We start from the raw sequence: 25,693 nt of genomic DNA, 5'->3' as shown, positions 1-25,693 counted from the left end.
TCAGGTAAGATCCTGCCTCAGGTGAGATATTGCTCGGTGATTTCGGCGCCGAGCTTGTTGTTGTCCGAGATGAACTCGGAAATGAACTCGTGCAGGCCGTGCTGGAAGATGTCGTCGATGGTGCGGTTGGTGAGGCGCGCCTGCATGGAGCGGGCCAGGCGCTGGGACGGACCCTGCCGGCCGTAGGCGCTGGCGATGTCGTCGAGGTTGCGCGCCAATTGCTCGTAGCACGCGGCGAGCGAGCGCGGCATCTGCCGGTTCAGGATCAAAAGGTCCGCCACCAGCCAGGGCTTCACGCTGTCGCGATAGACCCAGTGGAAGGCGGTGAGCGCCGAGACTGAACGCAGGATGGAGGCCCACTGGAAATAGTCCAGCGGGCCGCCCACGTGCTCCTTCTCCGGCAGCAGCACGTGATATTTCACGTCGAGGATGCGCGCGGTGTTGTCGGCGCGCTCCAGCTGGGCGCCGGACCGCGCGAACCAGTAGGCATCGTTGCGCAGCATGGTGCGGAAGGTGGCGCCGTCGAAGCGCAGCGACGTCTCCTTCACGAAGGCCAGGAAACGGGAAAGCTCGTCGCGGGTGAGCGCCCGGTTGGGGAAGCTCTGCAGCTCGATCCAGGCCGAGTTGATCACGTCCCACATTTCCGAGGTCAGCGCCGTGCGCACCGAGCGCGCATTGGTGCGCGCCACCTCGAAGCAGTTGCGGATGGAGGAAGAGTTCTCCGGCGAGAAGGCGAGGAAGGACACCACGTCCTCCTCCTTGGCGTCCTCCAGCGGGCCATAGCGGGCGATGAATTCGTCCTCGCAGCCGGCGGTGAGCACCGCCGAGGCCCATTCGTTGGTGGAGCCGCCATAGGTGACGGGTGTGTAGGACAGGCGCTGGGAGACGTCGAGGATGCGCGCGAGGCAATCGGCGCGTTCCACGTAGCGGGTCAGCCAGTAGAGGTTGTCGGCGGTGCGCGAAAGCATGGGGAGCCCGTTGGGAAGGAGGCAAATCGAGGCGCGGGGACCCGCGCTCAGGCGTCCGGAAGGCGAAGGCCGCGGCGTGCCGCGGCCTTGAAGTGCTCAGGCGTCGAGAACCCAGGTGTCCTTGGTTCCGCCGCCCTGGCTGGAATTCACCACCAGCGAACCCTCCTTCATGGCGACGCGGGTGAGGCCGCCGGGCACGATGCGCACCTTGTCCGAGCCGGAGAGGATGAAGGGCCGCAGGTCCACGTGGCGGGGGGCGACGCCCTTTTCCACCATGGTGGGGCAGGTGGAGAGGGCAAGCGTCGGCTGGGCGATGAAGTTGGCCGGATCCGCCACCAGCTTGGCGCGGAACTTCTCGATCTGCGCCTTGTCGGAGGCCGGGCCCACCAGCATGCCGTAGCCGCCGGAACCGTGCACTTCCTTCACCACCAGCTCGGGCAGGTGCTCCAGCACGTACTTGAGGTGATCGGGCTCGCGGCAGCGCCAGGTGGGCACGTTCGGCAGGAGCGGTTCCTCGCCGAGATAGAAGCGGATGATGTCCGGCATGTAGGAATAGACCGCCTTGTCGTCGGCGACGCCGGTTCCCACCGCATTGGTGAGGGTGACGTTGCCGGCGTGATAGGCGCTCATCAGGCCGGGCACACCGAGCTGGCTGTCGCGCCGGAATACCAGGGGGTCGAGGAAATCGTCGTCGAGGCGGCGGTAGATCACGTCCACGCGCTTGGGCCCCTCGGTGGTGCGCATGTAGACCACCGCGTCCTTCACGAACAGGTCGCGCCCTTCCACCAGGTCCACGCCCAGCTTGTCGGCCAGGAACGAGTGCTCGTAATAGGCCGAATTGTAGATGCCGGGGGTGAGGATGGCCACGTTCGGCTCATGCCCGCCGTGGGGCGCTAGCGAGCGGAGGGTGGCCAGCAGGTCGTCGCCATATTTGTCGACCGGCGCCACCTTGTGCATGGAGAACAGCTCGGGGAACAGGCGGAGCATGATCTCCCGGTTCTCCAGCATGTAGGACACGCCGGAGGGGGTGCGGGCATTGTCCTCGAGCACGTAGAAGGTGTCGGGGTCGGTGCGCACGATGTCGATGCCGGCGATATGCACATAGAGGTCGTGCGGCACGCGCTGGCCGTTCATTTCCGGGCGAAACGCCGGATTCTGGTAGACCAGGTTCTCCGGCACCACCCCGGCCTTGAGCACCTCCCGCTTGGCATAGACGTCGGCAATGTACATGTTCAGCGCCTTGACGCGCTGTTCCAGGCCCTTGGCCAGGGTGCCCCATTCATCCTTGGTGATGATGCGCGGGACCATGTCGAACGGGATCAGGCGCTCCTGGGAATTCTGCTCGCCGTAGACGGCGAAGGTGATGCCGATTCGGCGGAAGATGAACTCCGCCTCCTTGCGACGGTGGTCCAGCACATCCTGGGGCACGCTGGCGAGCCAGCGCTGCAGGGTCTCGTAGGCCGGCCTGACCGAGCCGTCGGCACTGGACATTTCATCAAACGCATGCGGCATTGGAACCGTCACTCCGCGCCCTGGAAGCTGACTTCGAGCGTACAAACATCGTGCCAAAGAAGTGCTAAAGGGGGAAGGCTCGCGAAGAGCGACGCTTACGCTTTTTAGCTGGTTATTATTTGGGCAAATACGCCGGCCCTGCTGCCGGCAGCGGCAGAGGTGTTCCACATGGGCGAGGCAGACGGCGCGCAATCGGTCACGGCAGCTCTGGTGGTCATTGGCGACGAGGTCCTCTCGGGACGGACCAAGGACAAGAACATCGGCCATATTGCCGAACGATTGACCGACGTGGGCATCGACCTGCGCGAGGTGCGCATCGTGGCCGACGTGGAGGAGGACATCGTCGCGGCGATCAATGCGCTGCGCGGCCGCTTCACCTACGTCTTCACCACCGGCGGCATCGGGCCGACCCATGACGATATCACCGCCGATTCGGTGGCCAGGGCCTTCGGCGTCACCATCGACGTGGACCCCCGCGCCCGCGCCATGCTGCTGGAATACATCGCCGAGAAGGACCTCAACGAGGCGCGCCTGCGCATGGCGCGCATTCCCGCGGGGGCGAGCCTGGTGGTGAACGAGGTGTCCAAGGCCCCGGGTTTCCGCATCGGCAACGTCATTGTCATGGCCGGCGTGCCGCGCATCATGCAGGCGATGCTGGAAGCCGTGCTGCCCGAGCTGGAAAAGGGCCGGCCCATGCTGTCCCGCACCATCCTGGCTGAAGCCAAGGAAGGCGACATCGCCGCGCCCCTGCGCGCCATCGCCGAGCGGTTTCCAGCGGCGGTCATCGGCTCCTATCCCTTCCGCGACGAGGCGGACGGGCGCTTCAAGACCAACCTGGTGGTCCGCGCCCGCGACGCGGATCTGGTCGAGGCGGCGGGGGATGCCGTGGCCCGGATGGTGGACGAGGTCGCGCGGGGCTGACCGAGCGGCCTCGCTCCGGGTGCGGCGCCGGGCAAGGGGTATCGCCAGCGGGCACCATGGGCGCCGTTTGAAGATAGCCCGCTTGAAAATTCAAAAGGCCAAAACAGCAATCACTCCCGTCATGCCCGGCCATGACGGTGATGAACGGCCGGCGGGGGCTGCAAGTGCCCATCTGAGCGCGTTTTCAAGCGGGCTCTGAGAGAGGCTTACCGCCTGAAGCCGAAGCCCGGAATCAGAAGAGCCGGGGGAGGCCCCCCGGCTCATTCGTCATTGCACAGTCCGAGTATGGATCGGCTCAATAGGCGTCGTTGCGGAAGACTTCGATGAAGGTCTTCAGGATGATCTTGATGTCGAGCCAGATGGACCAGTTGTTGACGTACCAGAGGTCCATCTCGATCCGCCGTTCCATGAGCGAGATCTCGGAGGTCTCGCCGCGCAGGCCGTTGGCCTGGGCCCAGCCGGTGATGCCGGGCTTCACGTGGTGGCGGAAGGCGTAGCCGGCGATCAGCTTGGAATATTCGTCGTCGTGGGCCATGGCGTGGGGGCGCGGGCCGACGATGGACATGTGCCCGAACAGCACGTTCAGCACCTGCGGCAGCTCGTCGAGGCTGGTGGCGCGCAGGAAGCGGCCGACCCGGGTCACGCGCTTGTCGTTGCGCTGGGCCTGCGTCACCTTCGTGCCGTCCTCCATCACCGACATGGAGCGGAACTTGTAGATGGTGAACTCGCGTCCGCCGAAGCCGTTGCGGCGCTGGCGGAAGATCACCGGCCCCTTGCTGTCCGACTTGATGCAGATGGCGATGATGGCGAAGAGCGGCAGGAGCAGCGTGAGCGCGACGCCGGAGACCGCGATGTCGAGCACCCGCTTCTGCGCCAGTTCCACGCGCGAGAGGGGCGCGCGCTGCACCTCGATGGCCACCGATGAGCCGAAATCCACCCGCGGCGCGTCGAGCAGTTCGTGGACCGCCTCGTCGGGCAGGAGCTTCACCGGCACCGGCAGCGCCCGCAGCCGGGCCCGGACCGCGTCGAGGCGCTCCAGGTTGCTCCAGGGCATGGCAATGACGATTTCTTCGATCCGCTGCTGGCGGGCGAACTGGATGGCGCTCTTCAGCGTGTCGAGCTCTTCCGTGCTCAGCGCGCCGGTCGCCGCACCGGCCGGGACGCCGGCAAAGCTGAAGCGGCGCGTTTCCCGCAGGCCGAGGCGCTCCAGGATTTGCGTCGGGACAACCCGGTCGAGCTGGGACACATCGCCAATGAGGATGGAGGGCCGACCGCGCACGGCGCCGGTCTCGACCGTGCGGCGCACCCACACGCCCATGGCCCAATGGGACGCTGGCACCGCGACGAAGCCGAGCATCGCGAAGAGGCCGGTGGAAAGGCGCGAGGTGTCATCGCCCACCTTGAGGCAGAAGATCACCGTGGCCACGAAGAGGATGGTGAAGGTCCAGTTCACGAACGCGGCCCGGACCTGCTCCGTCGCCCGCGCCATCTGCCAGGGCTTGTAGAGCCCCCGCGACGTGGTGATGAGCACGAAGGTCACCGCAGCGAGGATGCCGATCCCCAGCGGCCGCGTGAAATCGAAGGTCGACAGGGCGTCCGTCGCGGCACGGCTCGTGGAGATGATGTCCACCAGCATGCTCAAGCCCAGCATGAGCACCGCATCGCACAAGATGAAGAGGGGCGGCATGGAGGCGTAATCGATGCCGGACCGCTGGATCCGCCCCTGACCTTCGCCGACGCGCTCAACCCGCATATTTTCCGTGGACATCGACATTTGGCCTTTGTTCCCTCGGATTAGAGTCGTGCCGAACAGCAAATGATATGGTCACAATAGCATCCCAAATGCTGCGATGCAAGCTAGTATAAAAATGCATACATACCGACTTCGCATGTAATAATTTCGTCAATATCCTATAATTGAACGCGTTATATCCGAACATAACGTCGCAGCTCTGGCCGGTATGTTGGGATTGGCGAAGAGTAGGCAAAGAACAATTTGATGAGCCTTCAAAGTCATTGTCCGAGTTTTGCAAATTGCGCCGCACCTATCCTTACTCATTTCGAGGTATCAAGGGGAGGTGCCCATGGGTTGGGCTATGCTGCATTGCGATAAAGGTTGCCTGCCGCATATCGCAGCACCGCAATTCGGCAGCAAAACCCCAAAGAATTTGCTGAAAGAGGTATTATGGAGCCCCAATCGCGCTTTAATCGTGCTGCGGTATGGGAAGGTAGGCGGCAAAACGTATGAAGACCCAGCATTTCGCGCATGGCCGGCGCGAGTCGTTATCCGGTGATGGTACCCATTGCCATGGCTTTCCATGTGACAGAACGGCGATTGGGTCCGCCGTTCGGGCTGGAGGGGGCCGAACAGAAATGCCGTGCCCGGCGGGGGCCTGACCGGACCCCTATCGACAACAGGGGCAGGAGACGTCTAGGTACGGGCCGATCAGGCCGCACCGCAAGCTGGCCCTGGCGCGATCCCTGTGCAGCACCGGTGGCGTCTTATGGATTCAGGCTACAAGATCCCGCTCCTGGACTCGCTCAAGTGGTCGTTCCAGTGGGCCGTCGCGGTGGTGCTGCGGCATCAGAAGACCGTTGCTGCCTATGCCGCCGCCGGCGTGGTGGTGGGACTGCTGGTCTCGGCCGGCGCGGGCGGGCTCCTGGCGCTGATCTACTGGCTGGCCAGCATCCCGCTCGCCCTGCTCACCCATGCGGAGGTTTTGCGCGGCCCCTCGGCCCTCGATGCCCAGACCCTGGGGCAGGGGCCGGGCCGGGTAATCGGCTATCTCATCGACACCATCCTCATCGGCCTTGTGGCCGGCCTGAGCGCGCTGGTGCCATTCCTCGCCATCGTGTTGCTGACCGGGCCGGCGTCGCAGGGCGGCATAATGCCCCTGGTGCTGGCCTTCATGCTCATCGTCATCGTTGTCGTGGTCGCATCCCGGCCGGCGCTGCGTCTGCCGTCGCGGGTCCTGGGCGATCCCATCTCCTGGTCGCAGGCCTGGCAGCTTGGCAAGGGCAACACAGTCGGGCTTGTCCTCGGCCCGTTTCTGGTCTGCACGCCGGTCATGATCATTGAGCTGATCGTTCAGGCGATTCTGCCCGATACGCTGATCAACGTGGTGACCATGGTGCTGCTGCCGGCGCAGGTCGTGCTCACCTGCGCCTTCCTGTCCGTTGCCTATGGCCAGCTCCGCCGCGCCAACCCGGAGCTTTGAGTTTCGCAGGCGCGCCGCGGACGGCAGTCCGCGCGGGACTAAAGTCGAAGCCCTGCGGCAGGCGCATGCCGCGCGCGTGCGGCACGCGCTATAGGGGTGAAGCTGTCTCGCTCGGATCTGCCCCCCATGAATGTCCCGGCCGGAATCGGCCTGCAACTCGCTGCCACCTTCTTCTTCGCAATCATGTCCGCGCTGGTGCGGATGGTGGCCGACGAGGTGCCCAGCGGCGAGATCGTCTTCGCCCGCAGCTTCGTCGGGCTGGTGCCCGTGGTGTTCTGGCTCGCCTGGAGCGGGCGGATGACCGGCGCCCTCGTCACCCGCCAGCCGCTCGGCCATGTGGTGCGGGGCCTGGTGGGCGTGAGCGCCATGTGGCTGAGCTTTGCCGCACTGGCCTTCATCCCGCTGGCGGAGGCGGTCGCCTTTTCCTATGCGACGCCCCTGGTGGCGGTGGTGCTGGCGGCGGTGCTGCTGGGTGAGCGGGTGCCGGCCTATCGCTGGCTGGTCCTCTGCGTGGGCATGGGTGGCATCGTGCTCATGCTGTGGCCGTCCTTTTCCCATGCCTCGGTGGGCTCGGGGCCGGGGCCGCTGATCGGGGCGGGCCTGGCGCTGGCCGGCGCGGTGGGGGCGGGCTTCGCCATCACCCAGGTGCGCCATCTCACCCGGACCGAGACCAGCGAGGCCATTGTCTTCTATTTCTCGCTGGTGGCCTCCGTGGCCGGCCTCGCCACCCTGCCGCTCGGCTGGGTGATGCCGGACGGCCGCGTGGCGCTCATCCTGGCCGGCATGGGGCTGGCGGGCGGCGTCGGGCAGATCTGCGTGACATCGGCCATCCGCCATGCCCCGGCATCGGTGGTGGCGCCGTTCAACTATGCCTTGCTGCTCTGGGCGACGGTGTTCGGCATCGTGCTGTTCGGGGAATGGCCGGCGCCCCTGGTCGTCGCGGGCGCCCTGGTGGTGGTGGCGGCGGGGCTGGCGCTGATCTGGCGCGAGCGCAGGCCGGCGCCCCGCCTCCCGCAATCCCGGCCGGAGCCGGCCGTCACGCCCGCCCCCGATGAAACGCCCGCGCAGGCGCCGGGCGCACGGGACGATGCCGCGTAGTTTGGCGGCCTAGTTTGGCGGCGTAGATTGGCTGCTTAGTTTGGCCGCATGATTTGGCGGCGTGATCCGCAGCCCGGCTGAGACGAGCGGGAGCGCGTCAGCGCTCCACGAACGCCTTTTCGATCACATAATGGCCGGGCGCCGACTGGCTGCCCTCGGCGAAGCCGCGCGCCTCCAGCAAATCCACCACGTCCTTCAGCATCTGCGGGCTGCCGCAGAGCATCATGCGGTCCTCCTCCGGGGAGATCACCGGCATGCCGATGTCGGTGAACAGCTTGCCCGAATTGATGAGGTCGGTGATGCGGCCCTGGTTGCGGAACGGCTCGCGGGTCACGGTCGGGTAGTAGATGAGCTTGCTGCGCACCTCCTCCCCGAGGAACTCGTGGTTCGGCAGGTCCTTGGTGAGGAATGCGTCGTAGGCGAGCTCGGCCACCGTGCGGGTGCCGTGGATCAGGATCACCTTCTCGAAGCGCTCATAGGCCTCCGGATCCTTCACCACGGAGAGGAAGGGAGCAAGGCCGGTGCCGGTGGAGATGAGGTAAAGCCGCTTGCCGGGCAACAGGCTGTCCTGCACCAGCGTGCCCGTGGGCTTGCGGCCCACCAGGATCTTGTCGCCCACCTTCAGGTGCTGGAGCCGGGAGGTGAGGGGGCCGTTCTGCACCTTGATGGAGAAGAACTGCAGGTCCGGCTCGTAGTTGGCGCTGGCCATGGAATAGGCGCGCAGCAGCGGCTTGCCGTCCACCTTGAGGCCGATCATGGTGAACTGGCCGTTGAGGAACCTGAGGCCCGGATCGCGGGTGCAGGTGAAGGAGAAGAGGGTGTCGGTCCAGTGGTGAACGCTGGTGACGGTCTCTTCGTTGAAATTGCTCATCTTCAAAATCCGGTCACGGCACGCCCCGAAGCGCGCCCGAAACGGCGACGGCCACATGAGGCTTTAGGGAGACGGGCCACCCTACAGGATGTGGCCACGCTTCAAAAGTGCGACGGCGTGTCCCCGCAGGGGCGGTCAGGCGAGCCCGTCGGCGAGGCGGGAGAGGTAGACGCCATAGCTCGACTTGGCGAGGGCCGCGGCCCGCTCCCTGAGCTGGGCCTCGTCGATGAACCCGGCCCGGAACGCCACTTCCTCGGGCGAGGAGATGCGCAGGCCCTGCCGCTTTTCGAGGATCTGCACGAACTGCGCCGCCTCCACGAGGGAATCGGGCGTGCCGGTGTCGAGCCAGGCGAAGCCCCGGCCCATCATGGAGACGCTGAGTTCGCCCAGCTCCAGATAGGCCTTGTTGACGTCGGTGATCTCGATCTCGCCGCGCGGGGAGGGCTTGAGGTTGGCGGCGATGTCGACCACGCGGTTGTCGTAGAAATAAAGCCCGGTCACCGCGAGGTTGGACTTCGGCACCGTCGGCTTCTCTTCCAGGGAGAGCACGCGGCCGGTCGCATCCATCTCCACCACGCCGTAGCGCTCGGGGTCCTGCACCGGATAGCCGAACACGGTGGCGCCGCGCTCGCGCTTGGCGGCGCCGGCCAGCAGTTCCGGCAGGCCGTGGCCGAAGAACAGGTTGTCGCCCAGCACCAGCGCCACCTTGTCGTCGCCCACGAAGTCGCGGCCGACGATGAAGGCATCCGCAAGGCCGCGCGGCTGGTCCTGCACCGCATAGGTGATGGTGAGGCCGAACTGGCTGCCATCCTTCAGCAACGCCTGGAACAGCAGGGAATCATGCGGGGTGGTGATGATCAGGATGTCCCGGATGCCCGCCATCATCAGCGTGCACAGGGGATAGTAGATCATCGGCTTGTCGTAGACCGGCAGCAGCTGCTTGGAGACGACGAGGGTGATGGGATGAAGCCGCGTGCCGGAACCTCCGGCGAGAATGATACCCTTCACGATGCCTCCACTGGGGCTTGCGTGGCCTTGGCTTGCGCCGATTGCGCTCCGGCCAGGAGCGTGCCCACCACCTCGATCACGCGCTGCTCCCAGGGGAGGGCGCGGACACCGAAGGTGCGTTCGAACAGGTCGCTGGCGAGTTCCGAATTCTTCGGTCGCCGCGCGGGCGTGGGATAGTCCGCCGTCGTGATGGGCGAGACCTCCGGCATCCGGCCGGTGTGCCCGGCCGCAGCTGCGACGATGGCGCGGGCGAAGCCGTGCCAGGTGGTCGCGCCGGTGCCGGCGAAATGATAGGTGCCCCAGCGGGCGTCACCGCGCGCGGCAGCGTCCGCCGCCGCCAGCACCGCCTCGGCGAGGTCGCGCGTGGCGGTGGGGCAGCCGCGCTGGTCGCTCACCACCTTCAGCAGGTCCCGCTCCGCCGCGAGCCGCAGCATGGTCTTCAGGAAATTGTTGCCGTGGGTGCCGTAGACCCAGGAGGTGCGCACGATGACGTGCCGCTCGCTCGCGGCGCGCACGGCGGCCTCGCCTGCGGCCTTGGTACGGCCGTAGACGCCCAGCGGCGCGATGGGGTCCGCCTCCACATAGGCGCCGGCCTTGGTGCCGTCGAACACATAGTCGGTGGAGACGTGGATAAGGGGCGTGCGATAGCGCGCGCAGCGCTCGGCGATCAGGCCGGGGGCGAAGGCGTTGATGCGGGCCGCCATCTCCGGCTCGGTCTCGGCCTTGTCCACGGCGGTATAGGCGGCCGCGTTGATGAGCGCGTCGGGCCGTGCCGCCTCGATGGCCCGGGCCACCGCCACCGGATCGGCGATATCGAGGGCATCGTGGCCGAGGCCGACGAGATCGATGCCGCGCTCGGCGGCCAGCGCCGTCACCTCGCGCCCGAGCTGGCCGCCGGCGCCGAACAGAAGGATGCGCGTCACGATGCAAGCCCCAGCTTGGAGGAAGTCGGCTTTTCCAGCCCGAGGCGCTGGCCCTGGTAGCGCTGGCGCAGGGGCTCCCACCACGCGCGGTTTTCCAGATACCAGCGGATGGTCTTCTCCAGCCCGCTTTCGAAGGTCTCGCGCGGGGACCAGCCCAGCTCGGCCTTCAGCTTGGAGAAGTCGATGGCGTAGCGCGCATCATGTCCCGGCCGGTCGGTGACGAAGCGGATCAGCTGCGCGCGCGGGCCGATGGCGGCATCGGGGACGATATCGTCGAGGATGGCGCAGATGGCGCGCACCACGTCGATGTTCCGCTGCTCGCTGGCGCCGCCCACATTGTAGCTTTCGCCCGGCCGGCCCTTGGTGGCGATGAGCACCAGGGCTTCGGCATGGTCCTCGACGAACAGCCAGTCCCGAACATTCTCGCCCTTGCCGTAGACCGGCAGATCGGCGCCTTCCAGCGCGTTGAGGGTGACGAGGGGGATGAGCTTTTCCGGGAAGTGGTAGGGCCCGTAATTGTTGGAGCAGTTCGACATCACCGCGGGCAGGCCGTAGGTGTGGAACCACGCCCGCACCAGATGGTCGGACGATGCCTTGGAGGCGGAATAGGGCGAGTTGGGCTGGTAGGGCGTATCCTCGCGGAACAGCCCTTCGGCGCCGAGGCTGCCGAACACCTCGTCGGTGGAAATGTGGTGGAAGCGGAACGCCGCCTGCGCCGGGCCGGCAAGGCCGCGCCAATAGCGCAGCGCCTCCTGCAGCATGGTGTAGGTGCCCACCACGTTGGTGGCGATGAAGTCGCCCGGCCCGTCGATGGAGCGGTCCACATGGGATTCGGCCGCCAGGTGCATCACCAGATCGGGCCGGAAGCCCTCCAGCGCCGTGCGCACCGCCGTACCGTCGCAAATGTCGGCCTGGACGAAGGCGTGGCGCGGATTGTCGGCCACCGGCGCGAGGGAGGCGAGGTTGCCCGCATAGGTGAGCTTGTCGAAGGTGAGGACGTGGTGGCCTTCACCGATGAGGTGGCGCACCACCGCCGAGCCGATGAAGCCGGCTCCTCCCGTCACCAGTACACGCATGCCGTTCCCTTCACCATTGCCTGCCGCTTCCCGGCCGCAGCTTCACCCGCCCGTATGGACGAATGGGCTTTGGAAATCCTTGAGGCGCGGCAAAATCCGGTCCTTGTCGGAGAGGATGGTCTCGCCCTCGAAGCCCCATTGGATGGCGAGGTCGGGATCGTTCCAGATGATCCCGCATTCGCTCGCCCGATCGTAAAGCGCGTCTACCTTATAGGCGACCCGCGTGTCCGGGACGAGGGTGCAAAAGCCGTGGGCGAACCCCTGGGGGATGAAAAGCTGTTCCCCGCCATCGGCGGTGAGGCGCGCCCCCGCCCAGTGCCCGTAGGTGGGCGAACCCTTCCGCACGTCCACCGCCACGTCGAAGATGGCGCCGCTCAGCACCCGGACCAATTTCGCCTGCGCGAAAGGGGGCGCCTGCATGTGCAGGCCGCGCACCGTGCCCGGCAGGGCCGACAGCGATTCGTTGTCCTGCACGAAAGCGGCGCAGACCCCGTTTGCCGCATAGAGCGGCTGGACGTAGGTCTCGCAGAAATAGCCGCGCGCATCGCCGAAGCGGCGTGGCGTCACGAGGATGACCTCTGGCAGGTCGAGCGCTTGAAAGGCCGTCATGGCGCGCTTCTAGGACTGCCGCGCGGCGAAGGCAACGCTGCGGCGCGGCAGAGTTTGGCAGGGGCGGCTTGCGGTACCGCATGGCGGTGGTCGGCGATCATGCCTTGCGGCACTTTGTCGGCCGGCATCGCCTGTCGCTGAACCGCCTTCGCGTTGAGACGGACGCCGGGCTAAAGAACACATTCTCTCTCCTTGAGTTTAGGGGGGCGATTCACCGATCGGATTGATTTAATCCGATCGGATCGCGCTCTAATGTGCCGACCATTGAGGTATGGGGTGATGGCGATGGCCCTTTTGGAAGCGCAGGCCCGTTGGGCGCGTGAGTGGCTGTTCGATGCGGCGTTGCCGCTGTGGTGGACCGTCGGGGCCGATCCGGCCGGCGGCTTTCACGAGAAGATCGCGCTCGATGGTTCGCCGGTGGCTGCGTCCCGCCGCCTGAGGGTTCAGGCCCGCCAAGCCTATGCCTATATGGAGGGCGGCAGGCTGGGATGGGACGGCCCCTGGCGGGAGGCCGCGCGGCACGGGCTCGATTTCCTGCTGGCCCATTACCGCCGGCCCGACGGCCTGTTCCGCACCCTGGTCGCGCCCGACGGCCGGCCCCTCGACGAAACGGCGGACCTCTACGACCAGGCCTTCGTCCTGTTTGCACTGGCCCAGGCCCACATCGCCGGTCTCGGCGGCGACGAACTCGTCGCGGCCGCGCGGGCGCTGGTGACGCAGCTTCAGGCCGAGCGCGGCCATCCCGCCGGTGGCTTCGAGGAGGCAAGCCCGCGCGTGCTGCCGCTGCGCTCCAACCCCCACATGCATCTGCTGGAAGCCAACCTCGCCTGGGTTGCGGCCGGCGTGGCGGAGCCCTTCGCGGACGTGGCGCGGGGCATCGTCGCCCTGGCCGCGACCCGCCTCATCGATCCCGGGACCGGCGCTATCGGCGAATATTATGATGGCGACTGGCGCTTCATGGCCGGCGAAGCAGGCGGCGTGCGTGAGCCCGGCCATCAGTTCGAATGGGCCTACCTGCTGGATCACGTCGGCCCGGTGCTGGGGCTGGACCATCGGGCGGAAAGCCGCCGCATGTACGGGTTCGGTGCGCGCTTCGGCATCGATCCCGTGCGCAACGCTGCGGTGTTTGCGCTCGATGCGGCGGGGCAGGTGAGTGACCCGAGGGCGCGGCTCTGGGCGCAGACGGAGCGCCTGCGCACGGCCCTCATCTTCGCCGGGGCCGAGACCGATGCTGCGGCCCGTGCGGCTTATGTGGCCGGGGCCGAGGAGGCGTTTGCTGCGCTCCAGGCGTATCTGGATGTGCCGGTGCGGGGCCTGTGGCGGGACCAGTGGCTGGCGGACGGCAGCTTCGTGGAGGAAGCGGCGCCCGCCTCCTCTTTCTACCACATCCTTTCCGCCGTGGCGGTGCTGCTGGAGGCGGGCAGGGCGGCCTGACGGGCAGGACGCGCGCCGCCGCAATCCTCCCGGCGCGCCCTCAGGCGCGCTGGTAGATGTCCTCGAAGCGGTGGATGTCGTCCTCGCCGAGATAGGAGCCGGTCTGCACCTCGATCAGCTCCAGCGGGATGCGGCCGGGATTGCCGAGCCGGTGCACGCTGCCGATGGGGATGTAGGTGGATTCGTTCTCGTGCACGGTGTAGCTGCGATCCGCCACCGTCACCTCGGCGGTGCCGCGCACCACCACCCAGTGCTCGGCGCGGTGATGGTGCTTCTGCAGGGACAGGACGCCGCCCGGCTCCACCACGATCTTCTTCACCTGGAAGCGATCGCCCTTGCACACGGTCTGGTAGGTGCCCCAGGGCCGGTGGATGGTGAGGTGCTCCTCCACTTCCTTGCGGTTGGAGTCCTTGAGCGCGGCGACCAGGGCCTTCACGTCCTGGCTGCGATTGGAAGGCATCACCAGCACCGCGTCCTCGGTGGCGATCACCGAGACGCCGTCGAGGCCGATGGCGGTCACCAGCGGGCCGTCGGAGCGCACGAACGAATTGCTGCTGTCGAGCAATTGCACCATGCCCACGGTGACATTGCCCCGCTCGTCCTGATTGCCGATCTCGTGCAGGGCGTCCCAGGAGCCCACGTCCGACCAGCCGAAGCTGCCGCGCACCACCGCGGCATGGCGGGTGCGCTCCAGCACCGCGAAATCAATGGACTTGGACGGCGACGACTTGAAGGCGACCGGATCGAGCCGCAGGAAGCCGAGGTCCGACTTGGCCTCGGCGACGGCCGCGCGGGCGGCCTCGGCAATGGCCGGCTCGAACATCTCCGCTTCCTTCAGCAGCAGGCCTGCCGGAAAGAGGAAATTGCCCGAGTTCCAGAGGTAGCCGGCCTCCACATAGCGCTCCGCCGTGGCGCGATCCGGCTTCTCCACGAAGGAGTCGACCTCAAAGGACCCGCGTTCGTCGATCTGGGCGCCGAGGCGGATATAGCCGTAGCTGGTGCGCGGCTCGGTGGGCTCGATGCCGAAGGTGACGATGCGGCCGAGGCGGGCAGCGTCGGCGCCAATCTCCACCGTCTTCACGAAGCCGGCGGGATCGAGCACCACATGGTCGGAGGCGAGCGCCAGCACCAGTGTTTCGGGGCCGTAGGTCTCGGCCACCCAGACCGCGGCGGCGATGAGGGCGGGCGCGCTGTCGCGCCGCGCCGGCTCCAGCATGACGGTGGCGTCGATGCCGATGGCGCGGGCCTGGCGCTGGGCGAAGAAGCGGAATTCCTCGTTGGCCACCACCACCGGATTGGCGAACACCGGGCCCGGCGCCGCGCGCAGCAGCGTGTCCTGGAACATGGTGTTCTCGGTGGCCAGCGGCAGGAACTGCTTCGGCAGGCTGTTGCGCGAGAGCGGCCACAGGCGCGTTCCCGAGCCTCCGGCCAGAATGACCGGGACGATCTTCCCGCCGGCCGACTTCGAGGATTCGGCGGACGAAGGGGTCGACGAAGTGGTCATGGCGCGAGCCTCAGCTGTGTTCTGGTCACGTTGCTACAAGCAACTGGCGTGGTCCACAAAGAAGTGGCCCAAGACCTTCACCGGGCGGAAGTAAAACCAACGCCCGGCCTGAAGCGGGATCCGCTCTGGCCGCAGCAGCCTGAGCGGAGAGCCCATTTCTAAGCCTGAGAGGGACCGCGAACGCCCGACCGGACTGCGAGGCAATCCGGTCGTAACGTCCTGAGGTGTCCGCGACCGCAGCGTCAGGCGTCGGCGAGGCCGCGCCCGACGCTGCTGTACTTGAAGCCGAGATCCGTCATCTCGGTCGGGCGATAGATATTGCGCAGGTCGACGACGACCGGCTCGGCCATCATCGACTGGATGCGCTTGAGATCGAGCGCGCGGAAGGCGTCCCACTCGGTGACGATGACCAGGGCATCGGCCCCGTCCGCCGCCTGATAGGGGCTGTCCACATAGGTCACGTCGGTCAGCACCAGCTTGGCCTGCTCGACGCCCTCGGGATCGTGCGCCTTGATGATGGCGCCGGCATCCTGGAGCGCGGTGATGATCGAGATGGACGGCGCATCGCGCATGTCGTCGGTGTTGGGCTTGAAGGTGAGGCCCAGCACGCCGATGGTCTTCCCGCGCACCGAGCCGCCCAGCGCGGCGATAACCTTGCGGGCCATGGCGCGCTTGCGCTGGTCATTCACCGAAACCACCGTCTCCACGATGCGGATGGGCGCATCATAGTCCTGGGCGGTCTTGATGAGGGCCAGCGTATCCTTGGGGAAGCAGGAGCCGCCGTAGCCGGGGCCGGCGTGCAGGAACTTGGAGCCGATGCGGTTGTCGAGGCCGATGCCGCGGGCCACGTCCTGCACGTTGCCGCCGACCTTCTCGCACAGGTCCGCGATCTCGTTGATGAAGGTGATCTTCGTGGCGAGGAAGGCATTCGCCGCGTATTTCGTCAGTTCCGCCGTGCGGCGGGAGGTAAACAGCAGCGGCGACTGGTTGAGGAAGAGCGGACGATACAGGTTCGTCATCACTTCCTTGGCGCGCTCGTCGTCGGTGCCGAGCACGATGCGGTCGGGCCGCTTGAAATCGATGATGGCGGCGCCTTCGCGCAGGAACTCGGGGTTGGAGACCACCGCGAATTCGGCGTCGGGCCGGGTCTCGCGGATGATGCGCTCCACCTCGTCACCGGTGCCCACCGGGACGGTGGATTTGGTCACGATCACCGTATAGCCGCTCATTGCGTTCGCGATGTCGCGGGCCGCCTGGTGCACGTAGGAGAGGTCGGCATGGCCGTCGCCACGGCGCGAGGGCGTCCCCACCGCGATGAACACGGCTTCGGCGTCGGCGACGCCTTCGGCGAGGCTGGTGGTGAAGAACAGCCGCTCGGCCTTCACGTTCGAGGCCACGAGATCGTCAAGGCCGGGCTCGAAGATCGGGATTTCACCCCGCTTCAGGGCGGCAATCTTGCCCTCGTGCGTATCGACGCACGTCACCGTGTGGCCGAAATCCGCAAAGCACGCGCCGGAGACCAAGCCCACATAGCCCGCCCCGATCATGGTTACACGCATGGCCCAGCCCTGTCTTGTGCAACTTTCGCCCTAAGGCTTCGGTCGCATGTTGCATCGCAACAGGGATTAGCCCCCTGTGGCCAAAATCTCAACGGCGTTTTGACTCTCAACGCCGCACGGAGCCGTGGAACCCGTCGCAGCGCCATGACCCATGCCGCTGCGACAAAAGCGCTTCCCCTGCGAAGTCAAAGCTTTAAGCCCGGTCGACCCGGTCCGCGGCACCAAGCCGGGTGCGGACGAAAGCCGCAGTGCCCCGGCCTTCGGGGTGGTCCTCGGCGGCTCGCCTCCGTCGCGACACGCAACAGCGCTCCGGACTGCGGCCCATGCCCGCGTGCTCGCCCGGTCGGATATTGCGCCGCACAAGGGGAAATGTCGACTAAAGCCGCAAAACTGTCGTGACCGGGGGGATATCTGTGAGGCTGCGGCACCCCAGAGGCTTGGTGTGGCGGCGTGTCAAATTGCGAAATTCCTTTGGGTCACCGTATTTTACCTGCCACGGCCGGGTTGACGCTGCGACGCAATATTATCGCATCGCAGGTGCACAAATTGCTGGAACGGGAGGAAAGATCGTCTATCATCGCGGCAATGCCTAGTCCGCACAATTGGGCGAATTTGCTGAGTTATTGAATCACGCGCTGTCAATCGCAGGGTTGTCCGTGCTTGGGGGACTACAAAGCCGATGCTGGATATCGACCGCTACGTGGAAAAGGACAGCACGTTCCGGAGTGAGTCGGGAGGGACGCAATTGCTCGATTTCGGTGCAATCCTAGCGATGCTTCGCCGGCAACTTTGGTTGATCATCGTGGTCACCATTGCGATCTTTACCCTCGCTGCTGGTTTTGCTTTCACATCGACAAAGCAGTACACCGCTGAGGCGACCCTTCTTCTCGATCTGAACAAGCCGCGTCAATTCGGAGAGCGCCGCCCGTTCTCTCAGGAGCCGACCATCGACAATCCGGCTGTGGACAGCCATGTCGAGATCCTGCGTTCGGACGCGGTGGCCCTGCGGGTCTTCAAGAAGCTCAATCTCGCCGATTCCGCCGATTTCACGCAGCCGACCAATATTATCGGGTCGACGATCCGGTTCCTGACGTCCTTCCTGCCCAAAGGCAAGGTGGAGAAGTCGCCGAACGCCGTATCGCAGGCGGTGCTCGATGCCTTCCAGAAGCGACTGACCGTTGCCCGGGTGGATCAGACCTTCGTGCTCTCCATCGCCTATCGCTCGTCGGATCCGGAGTTGGCGGCGAAGGTGGCCAATGCGGTTGCCGAGGCGTATCTCACCGAGCAACTGCAGGCCGGCTATGAATCCGTCAAGCGCGCCAGCACCTGGATGCAGGAGCGCATTGAGGATCTGCGCCGCGATACTGTTGCGTCTGACGCCAAGCTTCAGGCATTCCGCTCCGAGCACAACCTTGTCAATACGGGCCTTAACGGCCGTCCGCTCATGAATGAGCAGCAGCTCGGCGATCTGACCGCGGCGCTTTCGCTGTCCCTGACGCAGCGGGCCGAGGCGAAGGCCGCCTATGAGCGCATCAGTGCCATCGTCGCGTCCAAGGATGCGGGCGGTGCGGTGGTTGCCTCGTTGGCGGATCCGACGATCTCGGAGCTGCGGCAGAAATATAACGACGCGGCGCTGAAGGCTGCCGAGACGGAGCGGCGGTATGGTGCCGGCCATCAGGTGGTCCAGCGCAAGCAGGCCGAGATGGCGCAGATCAACGACGCAATCCTCAACGAGCTGCGTCGGATCGAGGGCGGGGCGAGGAGTTCCTTCGATATCGCCGATGCCCGGGTGAAGAGCATTCAGAAGGAGCTGGAGGGCCTCTCGGTCACGTCCGGCGAGATGGAGCAGGCACGGGTTGCGGCGCGCGAGCTGGAGCGCCAGGTGGAGTCCGATCGCACCACCTACCAGGGCTTCCTTGAGCGCTATAAGTCCATCATCCAGGAAGAGAGCTTCCCCATTTCGGCGGCACGCGTGCTGACGGTGGCCAGCGTCCCCGAGAATCCCAGCCATCCGAAAGTCCCGCTCATCCTGTTCCTGGGCCTGTTCGGCGGTCTGGGTCTGGGTCTCGGCTTTGCCACGTTGCGGGAATTGTTGAACCAGGAGACGTTCCACACGCCCAAGCAGGTGGAAGAGGCGCTGGGAATTCCCTGTCTCGGCATCCTGCCGACCATCGAGCCGTCGAAGTTCACAAGCTTTCCGGAGTTCGATCTGGTCAAGGCCAGCAATGGCTTGAAGTTCCCCGACCAGCTTGGCGCCTATCGCTATGCGGTGAATGAGCCCTTCGCCCACTTTACGGAATCCCTGCGCCACGTGCTGGTGTCGGCCAACCACTCTTGTGGCATGCAGCCGCGGATCGTCGTCGGCGTGGTCTCGTCCTCGCCGGGCGAGGGCAAGTCCTTCGTCGCTGCCAACTTCGCGCAGCTGGCGCGGCACTACAGCGAGCGCGTGCTTCTCATCGATGCCGACATTCGCAATCCGTCCCTGTCGCGGCTTATCGCTCCCGACTGCAAGGCCGGACTGCTCGATGTCGTCGCCGGGCAGGCGGATTTCGCGCGGGTCGTCTACACCGACACCCAGACCGGGCTTCATTTCCTGCCGGCGGTGGGCGAGGGCGGCAACATCCAGAGTGGCGGCCTGCTCGCATCCGAGGTGATGCGCCAGTTCCTCGTCAGCATGGAAGGCCGCTACGACTACGTCGTCATTGATCTTCCCCCGCTCGGGGCCGTTGTGGATGCGCGCGCCATGGCGCCGTTCATCAACACGTTCGTCTTCGTGGCGGAATGGGGAAAGACCAAGCGGAGCATGGCCATGGATTGTCTGCGTGCTGCGCCGCAGATTTACCAGAAGACTGTCGGAGCGGTGCTCAACAAGGCGGACATGTCCATTCTCAAGACCTATCACGGCATTGTTCAGGAAGCCTATTACGGCCGCTCGATGGACAATCGGAAGGGCACGCGGACCAAGGCCGATCTCGTCAGCTGATTGCGGACGGGCATGGCGTGCCGTTTCACAGGCAATCGTCGCTTGGCGGCGCAGTCTCGGTGCGCTTGGCCGCAGCGTCCGGGTTCGGTGCATTGCCGGATTGCGCCCGCGGCTTTCGATGGGTCTTTCATCCTCTCGGGCGTGAGCTCTGGACCCCTGTCACCGCCCGCGGGCGGTGGTTCGCGGACAGCTCCGGCCGGTCTTTTGTTGAGCCGTTTCCCATCGGGTCCGGCGTGCCGGAATTTGCCCGGTCGTCCCGCCTCGGCGACGCCGTCTCCGGCTCCGCGCCATGGCGCGGATCGGCCCTGTTGCGCGATCGGTGCGTTGGCGCTGCGGACGGGGATGGCCGGCGCCGGACAGCCTGCTGCGCCGAAACCGTCCGCTTCCGGCCGTCCAAACGGCTTTCAGGGGCCGACGCCGCGGGGTGGGCGGGCTCATCGCCGACCGCGGGGTCGTGCGCCGCGGCCCGCCGCCGCGGGCGTCCACGCTTTACGCTGCGTCTTTCTCAAGCCCTTTCCTAAGGGCAATGAAGGGGTTATGAGCGATGCCTGACAAGCCCGTCCTCGTGGTCGGGGGCGCCGGTTATATCGGTTCCCACACCTGTCTCGAGCTTTCAAGACGGGGTTTTCTTCCCATCGTCTATGACAATCTCTCGAACGGCCACGAAGAGTTTGTACGATGGGGACCGCTAGAGGTCGGCGACATTCGCGACCGCGCCCGGCTCGGTGAGGTTCTCGCCAAATACCGGCCTGAGACGGTTCTCCATTTCGCCGCGCTGATCGAGGTGGGCCAATCGGTTGCGGAGCCGATGGCGTTCTATGAAAACAATGTCATTGGGACGCTCACGCTGCTCTCGGCGCTGGCGGAGGCGGGGGTCGGGACCTTCGTCTTTTCGTCCACCTGCGCCACCTACGGTCTTCCGGTCGCTCTGCCCATGGATGAGCAGCACCCCCAGGCGCCCATCAATCCCTACGGGCGCACCAAGTGGATCGTCGAGCAGGCGCTGAAGGATCTCAGCGTTCATGCGGGATTGCGATCTGTCATCCTGCGCTATTTCAATGCTGCGGGGGCGGACGCGGAAGGCCGGATCGGCGAGTGGCACAAGCCGGAGACCCATGCCGTTCCTCTCGCCATCGAGGCGGCGCTGGGGCGAAGGGCCGGCTTCAAGGTCTTTGGCTCGGACTACGAGACCCGGGACGGGACCTGCCTGCGCGATTACATCCACGTGGAGGATCTGGCCGACGCCCACGTCCGGGCGGTGGAGTATCTGCTTCAGGGCGGAGCGTCGGACCAGTTCAATCTGGGCACTGGCACTGGCACCACCGTCAAGGAATTGCTCGGCGCCATCGAGGCGGTTTCAGGCCGCTCCTTCCCCGTCGAATATGTGGGGCGGCGCGACGGGGATTCCCCGGTTCTTGTCGCCAATAATGACAAGGCTCGCACGGTGCTGGGCTGGACACCGCGCAGGGATCTCGGCCGGATCATCCAGTCGGCCTGGCAATGGCACAGCCGCCTGAACGCCAGCGGCTGACGAGGGACCTTTTGCCGGAATGCGTCCGGCAAAAGGCTTCTACCGCTCAAGCCCACGCGGGCTCCCGCCGAAGGGCCATGAGCCAAGCGAGCCAAGCAAGCCAAGCAAGCCAAGCTCACGGCCCTTCGGCCGACACGATGTCAGGTCGAGAGTGGCGCCCGCGCGGCGGTCGGCAAGGGATCCGCGCCCGAAGGTCGCTCCGCTGGACGCCTCAGCCCCTTCTTCGCCGCGGCCACGGTGGCGAAGTCGATCTGGCGGAGGCTGGCGGCGATCCACACCAGCCAGAACAGCTGGAAGATGCCCGGATCGGTGAACTGCACCTCGGAGAACGAGCGCATCAAGAGATAGATGAGCAGGCTGAGGAACATGATGACGTCCCTCCGCTCCGTCACGATCAACAGCTTGAAGACCCGCCAGATTGCCAGGAGGGTCATCCCGAGGAACGGGATGAAGCCGGCCAGACCGAGCTGCAGGCAGATGTCCAGCCACGAATTGTGCGAATGGGCCGCGGTGTCCCTGATGTTTTTCCAGAGCATGTCGCGGACCGGGTTGTCGGTCATGTTCCAGAAGCCATACCCGTGTCCGAGGAACGGTTGGCGCTGGATCTCCGCCCACACACTCGCCCAGATTTGAGTGCGGCCGGTAAATGTCAGGTCTCTCCCAGTCAGCCCAACGATAAATTCAAGGTTGATCGATATCAGCAGCGCTGAAAAAACGACAAGCATCAAAAGCGTCAATAAGATGGGAATCCTGAACTCCCGCGGTGCTTTCCGAACCAGAGTAAAGACCACGGCGAGGATAAGTGAGAATACCATGCTGATGATGCCCGTGGCCGATTTGGCCATCAGGCACATGATCAAGGCTGTGGTGACGCTGCTCAATGCCAGCCAGAGGGGGATCACCTTCCAGCGCCACGCGAACAGGATGATCACCACGCCGTACGAATAGAGAAAGCCGGCGAAGTTCTTGTGGACGTGGGCGCCACGCCAGGCGGATTCATAGCCGTTTCCAAGGTTGCTGAGCCCGTAGGCCGGTGAAAACAGCGGCACAAGGATGGAAACGGGGCCGGAAATAAGGAGAGCCAGCGACATGAGCTGGACCATGCGGCGCGTGGAGTAATATTGCGCAAAAACCAGGCCGATCCCGATGGAGGGGATCAGGCGCAGAGCCCGCTGAAAGGAAAATTGCGGCTCGGGCGACCACAAAAACGAGAGAAAGGCTGTGGCCACGAACATGTACAGCAGGATATCGTGATTGAATGGCCGGGTTTCGATAATCTTGCGGTAGAACAACATGACCGCGGCGGTGATCAACAGCAGGGTGACCGGCGTGACGGGAAATGGCAGCCCCCCCACCGGGCTGCCGCCCTTGGTCCCCACCGCCAGATAGCTCTCGAGCGGGTAGAAAAGGCCGTACAGCGGAAACAGCAGCAGCAGCACCGCGATCACGTCAAATGGGCTCTGGATAATCCGTGTGTCGCTGGTGCGGGCTTCCGAGGTGACGTCCGCCGGCACCGGACCACGCCAGCCGTGATCGCGGTAAATGGTTGGCATTCCGGTGAACTCCTGTCTCGACGGCTGCAATGCAGCACGAGGACCCCTGCTGACGGGCGCTATTTTACACCACGCGCACGCTCCGGCCAAGCGGAGGCGGACCCGTATCTTCTTGGCGTCAGGCCCATTTTTGCTGTCCCACGGGAAGATGCAGAGTGCGGTCCCTGACGTGGCGCAGCTTCTGTTGCGATGCAGCATCCGCATGCGTTTGCGGCGCCGTCTGTCTTGGTCGGGGCGATGGTCGAGCAGTCCCCATGCACCTCATGCCGGATCAACCGGGCGTGACCGATTGCCGCGATCCATATGACAACACTCTGCGTGCCGGTCCGGACCGTGGCTATGATCTGCGGCGATGATCTCTGGCGATGATCTCTTGCCCCGCACGCCATGCGGCGGACCGCGCTTTCCGCCGCCATGGTGACGCTGTGTGTTTTTGGATCCGGTTTCAGATCGGCAGAACTACCCGCAAGACGATGATGCCGGCGCCGACACCGCCGGGCCGCCCCCAGGTGACCAACGATGTGCGATCCGGCAGGGTCCGATGCAACCTAGCCGATAGGTCCTGATGCGTCACAGGCCCCCCTGGGCTCATTGGCGAAGCGCATGCAGGTCTCCCGCGGCATCTCCCGCTGCCTTTCTCCACCGGACATGCGCTGTTTTGTCGCATATCTTCATTTCGGCTGCTGCGTCGCGGGATCAGCATACCTGCGCCGGCCGAAACGCAACGTCACTCGCCGCAAGCATGGATAGCATCTTCCTAATATCGCGATCAAATAGTCTTATTTCGCATATTGCAAGGTGTCGATGAACGCTATTGCACTGCACGAGGCCAAAATAAAAATCAATCATGGAGGTCAAGTGGCGCATGAAAATAGCGTGCCATGATCGGCCGAGAATTTGATATGAATCCGACAGCGAAAATTTCAAATAATCGAGACACTCACATTCTATTTTTGGTTGCTTGAATGCGCATATCGATTTGAAATATCGTAAATATGCGATCACAAGCAGTGACAGTGTAAGTATTAGATATCACTAACATATCATATATATGTAATAATTTCGTTATTTTTGACGACGTGATAAGTCGATACATATATTTCCAATTCTATTTTGATGTATAGTTAGATATTAAAAGTATCGCTTTGTGCGATGCGTTATATTAGTTTGTATATATTTAGTTGCTGTCGATCATCTCTAAAGTGAATCGAAAGTAGGCTAAAATGAGCACAACTGTCATCGTTAGCCCTGCAGATTGGTCTTCAAGCCTTACCGGATACTATTCCGTTGGGCTTGATGGGCAGGAATTCGCTTACCAGGGTGCGGGAAATCCTTATAGCATCAGCTCGGTTGGCGAGGATTCGATCCGTTTCGAACTGCGCGACGGCGACCAGCACAGCTGGGACGCCGCGAACGGCAAGACGACCGAGCGCGATGAACTGGCGATGCGCTCGACCATCCCCTACGGGACGCCGCTCGAAATCTCGTATGATTTCATGATTGAGCCCGGCGAGCCCAACACGGCCTATTTCATGGTCATCGGGCAGTTGCACCAGAATACGGTTGAGGGTGCTCCCTTCTGGAGCCCGCCTTTCGCCATCGAGATGATCGGCGAGAAGATGGCGGTCGTGATTTACACGACCGGTGCGGACGGGCAGCCCGTTCGCACTGTGCTTTATGAAGACACCATCGATATTACGCGGGGCGAGTATTACGACATCGACATCAAGGCGGTGTTCGATCCGACCGGCGAAAATGGCCGCCTCGTGGTGGTCCGTGATGGTGTGACCCTGGTCGATTACAGCGGCAAGCTCGGCTACGAGGGGTATGACAGCGTCTATTGGGCCGAGGGCATCTACCGCGCCGACAACGCCACCGAGACCGTTGCCGCGGTCTACGCGGACCTTGACATCACCACCGGCAACTCCGTGGCTTTCCCCGATTCGGCCGACTATATCGGCGCGCCTGTCTTCGAGCTCACGGCGCTTGGGGCTGTGGATGCCGACGGCAACCGCGTTGCCACCATTTCCGGTACGGCGAAGGTGGGCACGACGGTAACCCTCTACGAGGATGGCCAGGCCGTCGGCAGCGCGGTCGTCGATCAGGACGGCCACTTCACCGTAACCGCCAGCGTCGCCGGCAGCGGAACCCACGAGTTGTTCGCGATTGCCAGCAGCGAAGGGCGCGACGGCATCACCGGCGAGCCGTTGACGATTTTCGTCGGCACGGCCGCTGAACTCGTGGCGCAGTTTGATCAACTCGTCGCATCCGACCATCTCGGTGCCGTCGTGGTCACGGACACCAACACCCTCATTGTGACCGACGCCCAGTATTGGAGCATGCGCGGCTCCAGTGCCTTCAACGACGCGCTGCAAAATTCCGACATCACCTATTTCGTAAGCTATGTGGTCACAGGGCAGACCTATGACCGGATGGACATGACCTATGACAAGAACGGTAATGTTCTTGTTCAATCCCGATATGCCGGTGAGCAGCTGGTTTTCCGGGAGCTCACCGACGCCCAGACTGTCACGACCTCCGTCTGGGCTTCGGACGGCGCGCTGCAGACGACGGTGCGCGAGAGCGGCGTCATCGTGTCTCAGGTCAGTTTCAACGCCGCCGGCGTGAAGATCACCGAGGTCACCTACGACACGACGGGCACGAAGCTGGCGTCGAGCTATTTCGACGGGACGACGGGCGCGCTGACCCGCCAAATTGACTATTCTTCTGACGGCAGCCGGTTGGACACGATCTACGGCGTGACCGGCTCGAACTACACGACGCAGGTGCTGCATTATGATGCGGCGGGCACCCTCACCGCCCAGGAGCGCTACAATGCCAGCGGCGCCATCGTCCACGACGAGGACATCGTCGGCACCACCCGCACCCTGACCACCTGGAACACCGATCGCTCCAGCCAGACCT

Annotated in this window: 18 protein-coding genes; 7 read left to right on the top strand and 11 right to left on the bottom strand. The window is 64.7% G+C overall.

Annotated features, from left to right (window positions below; all coding sequences use genetic code 11):
- Nucleotides 1–17 precede the first annotated feature (17 nt).
- Entirely contained in the window at nt 18–968 is a 951-nt protein-coding gene (locus V5F48_RS17585; RefSeq protein WP_394108161.1) for an alpha-E domain-containing protein, read from the bottom strand.
- A 96-nt stretch (nt 969–1,064) separates the two neighbouring features.
- A complete protein-coding gene (locus tag V5F48_RS17580) occupies nt 1,065–2,480 on the bottom strand; it encodes a circularly permuted type 2 ATP-grasp protein (protein WP_394259762.1) in 1,416 nt (471 codons plus the stop codon).
- 168 nt (nt 2,481–2,648) lie between these two features.
- Here V5F48_RS17580 and V5F48_RS17575 point away from each other — a divergent pair, with 168 nt between their 5' ends.
- Complete coding sequence (locus V5F48_RS17575; protein ID WP_394259761.1) at nt 2,649–3,401, top strand: competence/damage-inducible protein A; 753 nt, start codon at nt 2,649–2,651, stop codon at nt 3,399–3,401.
- A gap of 295 nt (nt 3,402–3,696) precedes the next feature.
- Here the strand turns inward: V5F48_RS17575 and V5F48_RS17570 are convergent, their stop codons facing one another.
- Nucleotides 3,697–5,175 carry an undecaprenyl-phosphate glucose phosphotransferase gene (locus V5F48_RS17570; RefSeq protein WP_394259760.1) on the bottom strand — a complete coding sequence of 493 codons (1,479 nt, stop codon included), beginning with the start codon at nt 5,173–5,175 and terminating at the stop codon, nt 3,697–3,699.
- 730 nt (nt 5,176–5,905) lie between these two features.
- Between V5F48_RS17570 and V5F48_RS17565 the strand changes: the two genes are divergently transcribed.
- Together V5F48_RS17565 and V5F48_RS17560 are read left to right on the top strand one after the other, a co-directional pair.
- The gene (locus V5F48_RS17565) at nt 5,906–6,619 is read left to right on the top strand and encodes a hypothetical protein (RefSeq protein WP_394259759.1); all 714 of its coding nucleotides are present in this window, start codon (nt 5,906–5,908) and stop codon (nt 6,617–6,619) included.
- Nucleotides 6,620–6,745: 126 nt separating this feature from the next.
- On the top strand, nt 6,746–7,717 hold the full coding sequence (locus tag V5F48_RS17560; RefSeq protein WP_394259758.1) for a DMT family transporter: 972 nt from the start codon (nt 6,746–6,748) through the stop codon (nt 7,715–7,717).
- A 97-nt stretch (nt 7,718–7,814) separates the two neighbouring features.
- On the opposite strand, the gene V5F48_RS17555 is transcribed toward V5F48_RS17560, so the two are convergent.
- The 5 genes from V5F48_RS17555 to rfbC all read right to left on the bottom strand — a co-directional run bounded on the left by V5F48_RS17555 (nt 7,815) and on the right by rfbC (nt 12,204).
- Entirely contained in the window at nt 7,815–8,588 is a 774-nt protein-coding gene (locus V5F48_RS17555; RefSeq protein WP_394259757.1) for a ferredoxin--NADP reductase, read from the bottom strand.
- A 135-nt stretch (nt 8,589–8,723) separates the two neighbouring features.
- A complete protein-coding gene (rfbA, locus tag V5F48_RS17550; protein ID WP_394259756.1) occupies nt 8,724–9,596 on the bottom strand; it encodes a glucose-1-phosphate thymidylyltransferase RfbA in 873 nt (290 codons plus the stop codon).
- The gene (rfbD, locus tag V5F48_RS17545; RefSeq protein WP_394259755.1) at nt 9,593–10,519 is read right to left on the bottom strand and encodes a dTDP-4-dehydrorhamnose reductase; all 927 of its coding nucleotides are present in this window, start codon (nt 10,517–10,519) and stop codon (nt 9,593–9,595) included. Before rfbD ends, rfbA begins: the two co-directional genes overlap by 4 nt.
- The gene (rfbB, locus tag V5F48_RS17540; RefSeq protein ID WP_394259754.1) at nt 10,516–11,595 is read right to left on the bottom strand and encodes a dTDP-glucose 4,6-dehydratase; all 1,080 of its coding nucleotides are present in this window, start codon (nt 11,593–11,595) and stop codon (nt 10,516–10,518) included. Before rfbB ends, rfbD begins: the two co-directional genes overlap by 4 nt.
- Before the next feature lie 42 nt (nt 11,596–11,637).
- Complete coding sequence (gene rfbC / locus V5F48_RS17535; protein ID WP_394259753.1) at nt 11,638–12,204, bottom strand: dTDP-4-dehydrorhamnose 3,5-epimerase; 567 nt, start codon at nt 12,202–12,204, stop codon at nt 11,638–11,640.
- 285 nt (nt 12,205–12,489) lie between these two features.
- Between rfbC and V5F48_RS17530 the strand changes: the two genes are divergently transcribed.
- Entirely contained in the window at nt 12,490–13,638 is a 1,149-nt protein-coding gene (locus V5F48_RS17530) for an AGE family epimerase/isomerase (protein ID WP_394259752.1), read from the top strand.
- 40 nt (nt 13,639–13,678) lie between these two features.
- Here V5F48_RS17530 and V5F48_RS17525 read toward each other — a convergent pair whose 3' ends face one another.
- Nucleotides 13,679–15,142 (bottom strand): mannose-1-phosphate guanylyltransferase/mannose-6-phosphate isomerase, encoded by a 1,464-nt coding sequence (locus V5F48_RS17525; RefSeq protein WP_394259751.1) that lies wholly within the window; start codon nt 15,140–15,142, stop codon nt 13,679–13,681.
- Nucleotides 15,143–15,384: 242 nt separating this feature from the next.
- Entirely contained in the window at nt 15,385–16,701 is a 1,317-nt protein-coding gene (locus V5F48_RS17520; RefSeq protein WP_394259750.1) for a UDP-glucose dehydrogenase family protein, read from the bottom strand.
- A 679-nt stretch (nt 16,702–17,380) separates the two neighbouring features.
- Between V5F48_RS17520 and V5F48_RS17515 the strand changes: the two genes are divergently transcribed.
- Entirely contained in the window at nt 17,381–19,684 is a 2,304-nt protein-coding gene (locus V5F48_RS17515) for a Wzz/FepE/Etk N-terminal domain-containing protein (protein WP_394259749.1), read from the top strand.
- A gap of 544 nt (nt 19,685–20,228) precedes the next feature.
- Nucleotides 20,229–21,215, top strand: coding sequence for a UDP-glucose 4-epimerase GalE (gene galE / locus V5F48_RS17510; RefSeq protein ID WP_394259748.1), 987 nt, complete (start codon nt 20,229–20,231; stop codon nt 21,213–21,215).
- A 140-nt stretch (nt 21,216–21,355) separates the two neighbouring features.
- On the opposite strand, the gene V5F48_RS17505 is transcribed toward galE, so the two are convergent.
- Nucleotides 21,356–22,768: an O-antigen ligase family protein gene (locus V5F48_RS17505; RefSeq protein ID WP_394259747.1), complete on the bottom strand. Its 1,413-nt coding sequence runs from the start codon at nt 22,766–22,768 to the stop codon at nt 21,356–21,358.
- Between the two features lie 1,223 nt (nt 22,769–23,991).
- Here V5F48_RS17505 and V5F48_RS17500 point away from each other — a divergent pair.
- Nucleotides 23,992–25,693: Ig-like domain-containing protein (locus tag V5F48_RS17500; RefSeq protein ID WP_394259746.1), on the top strand; the 1,702-nt coding region annotated here is incomplete at its 3' end.

Source organism: Xanthobacter autotrophicus ATCC 700552, from assembly GCF_043194565.1.
In the GTDB taxonomy this organism is placed as follows: Bacteria; Pseudomonadota; Alphaproteobacteria; order Rhizobiales; family Xanthobacteraceae; genus Xanthobacter; species Xanthobacter autotrophicus_F.
This window is presented reverse-complemented; position numbering and strand designations above follow the sequence as displayed.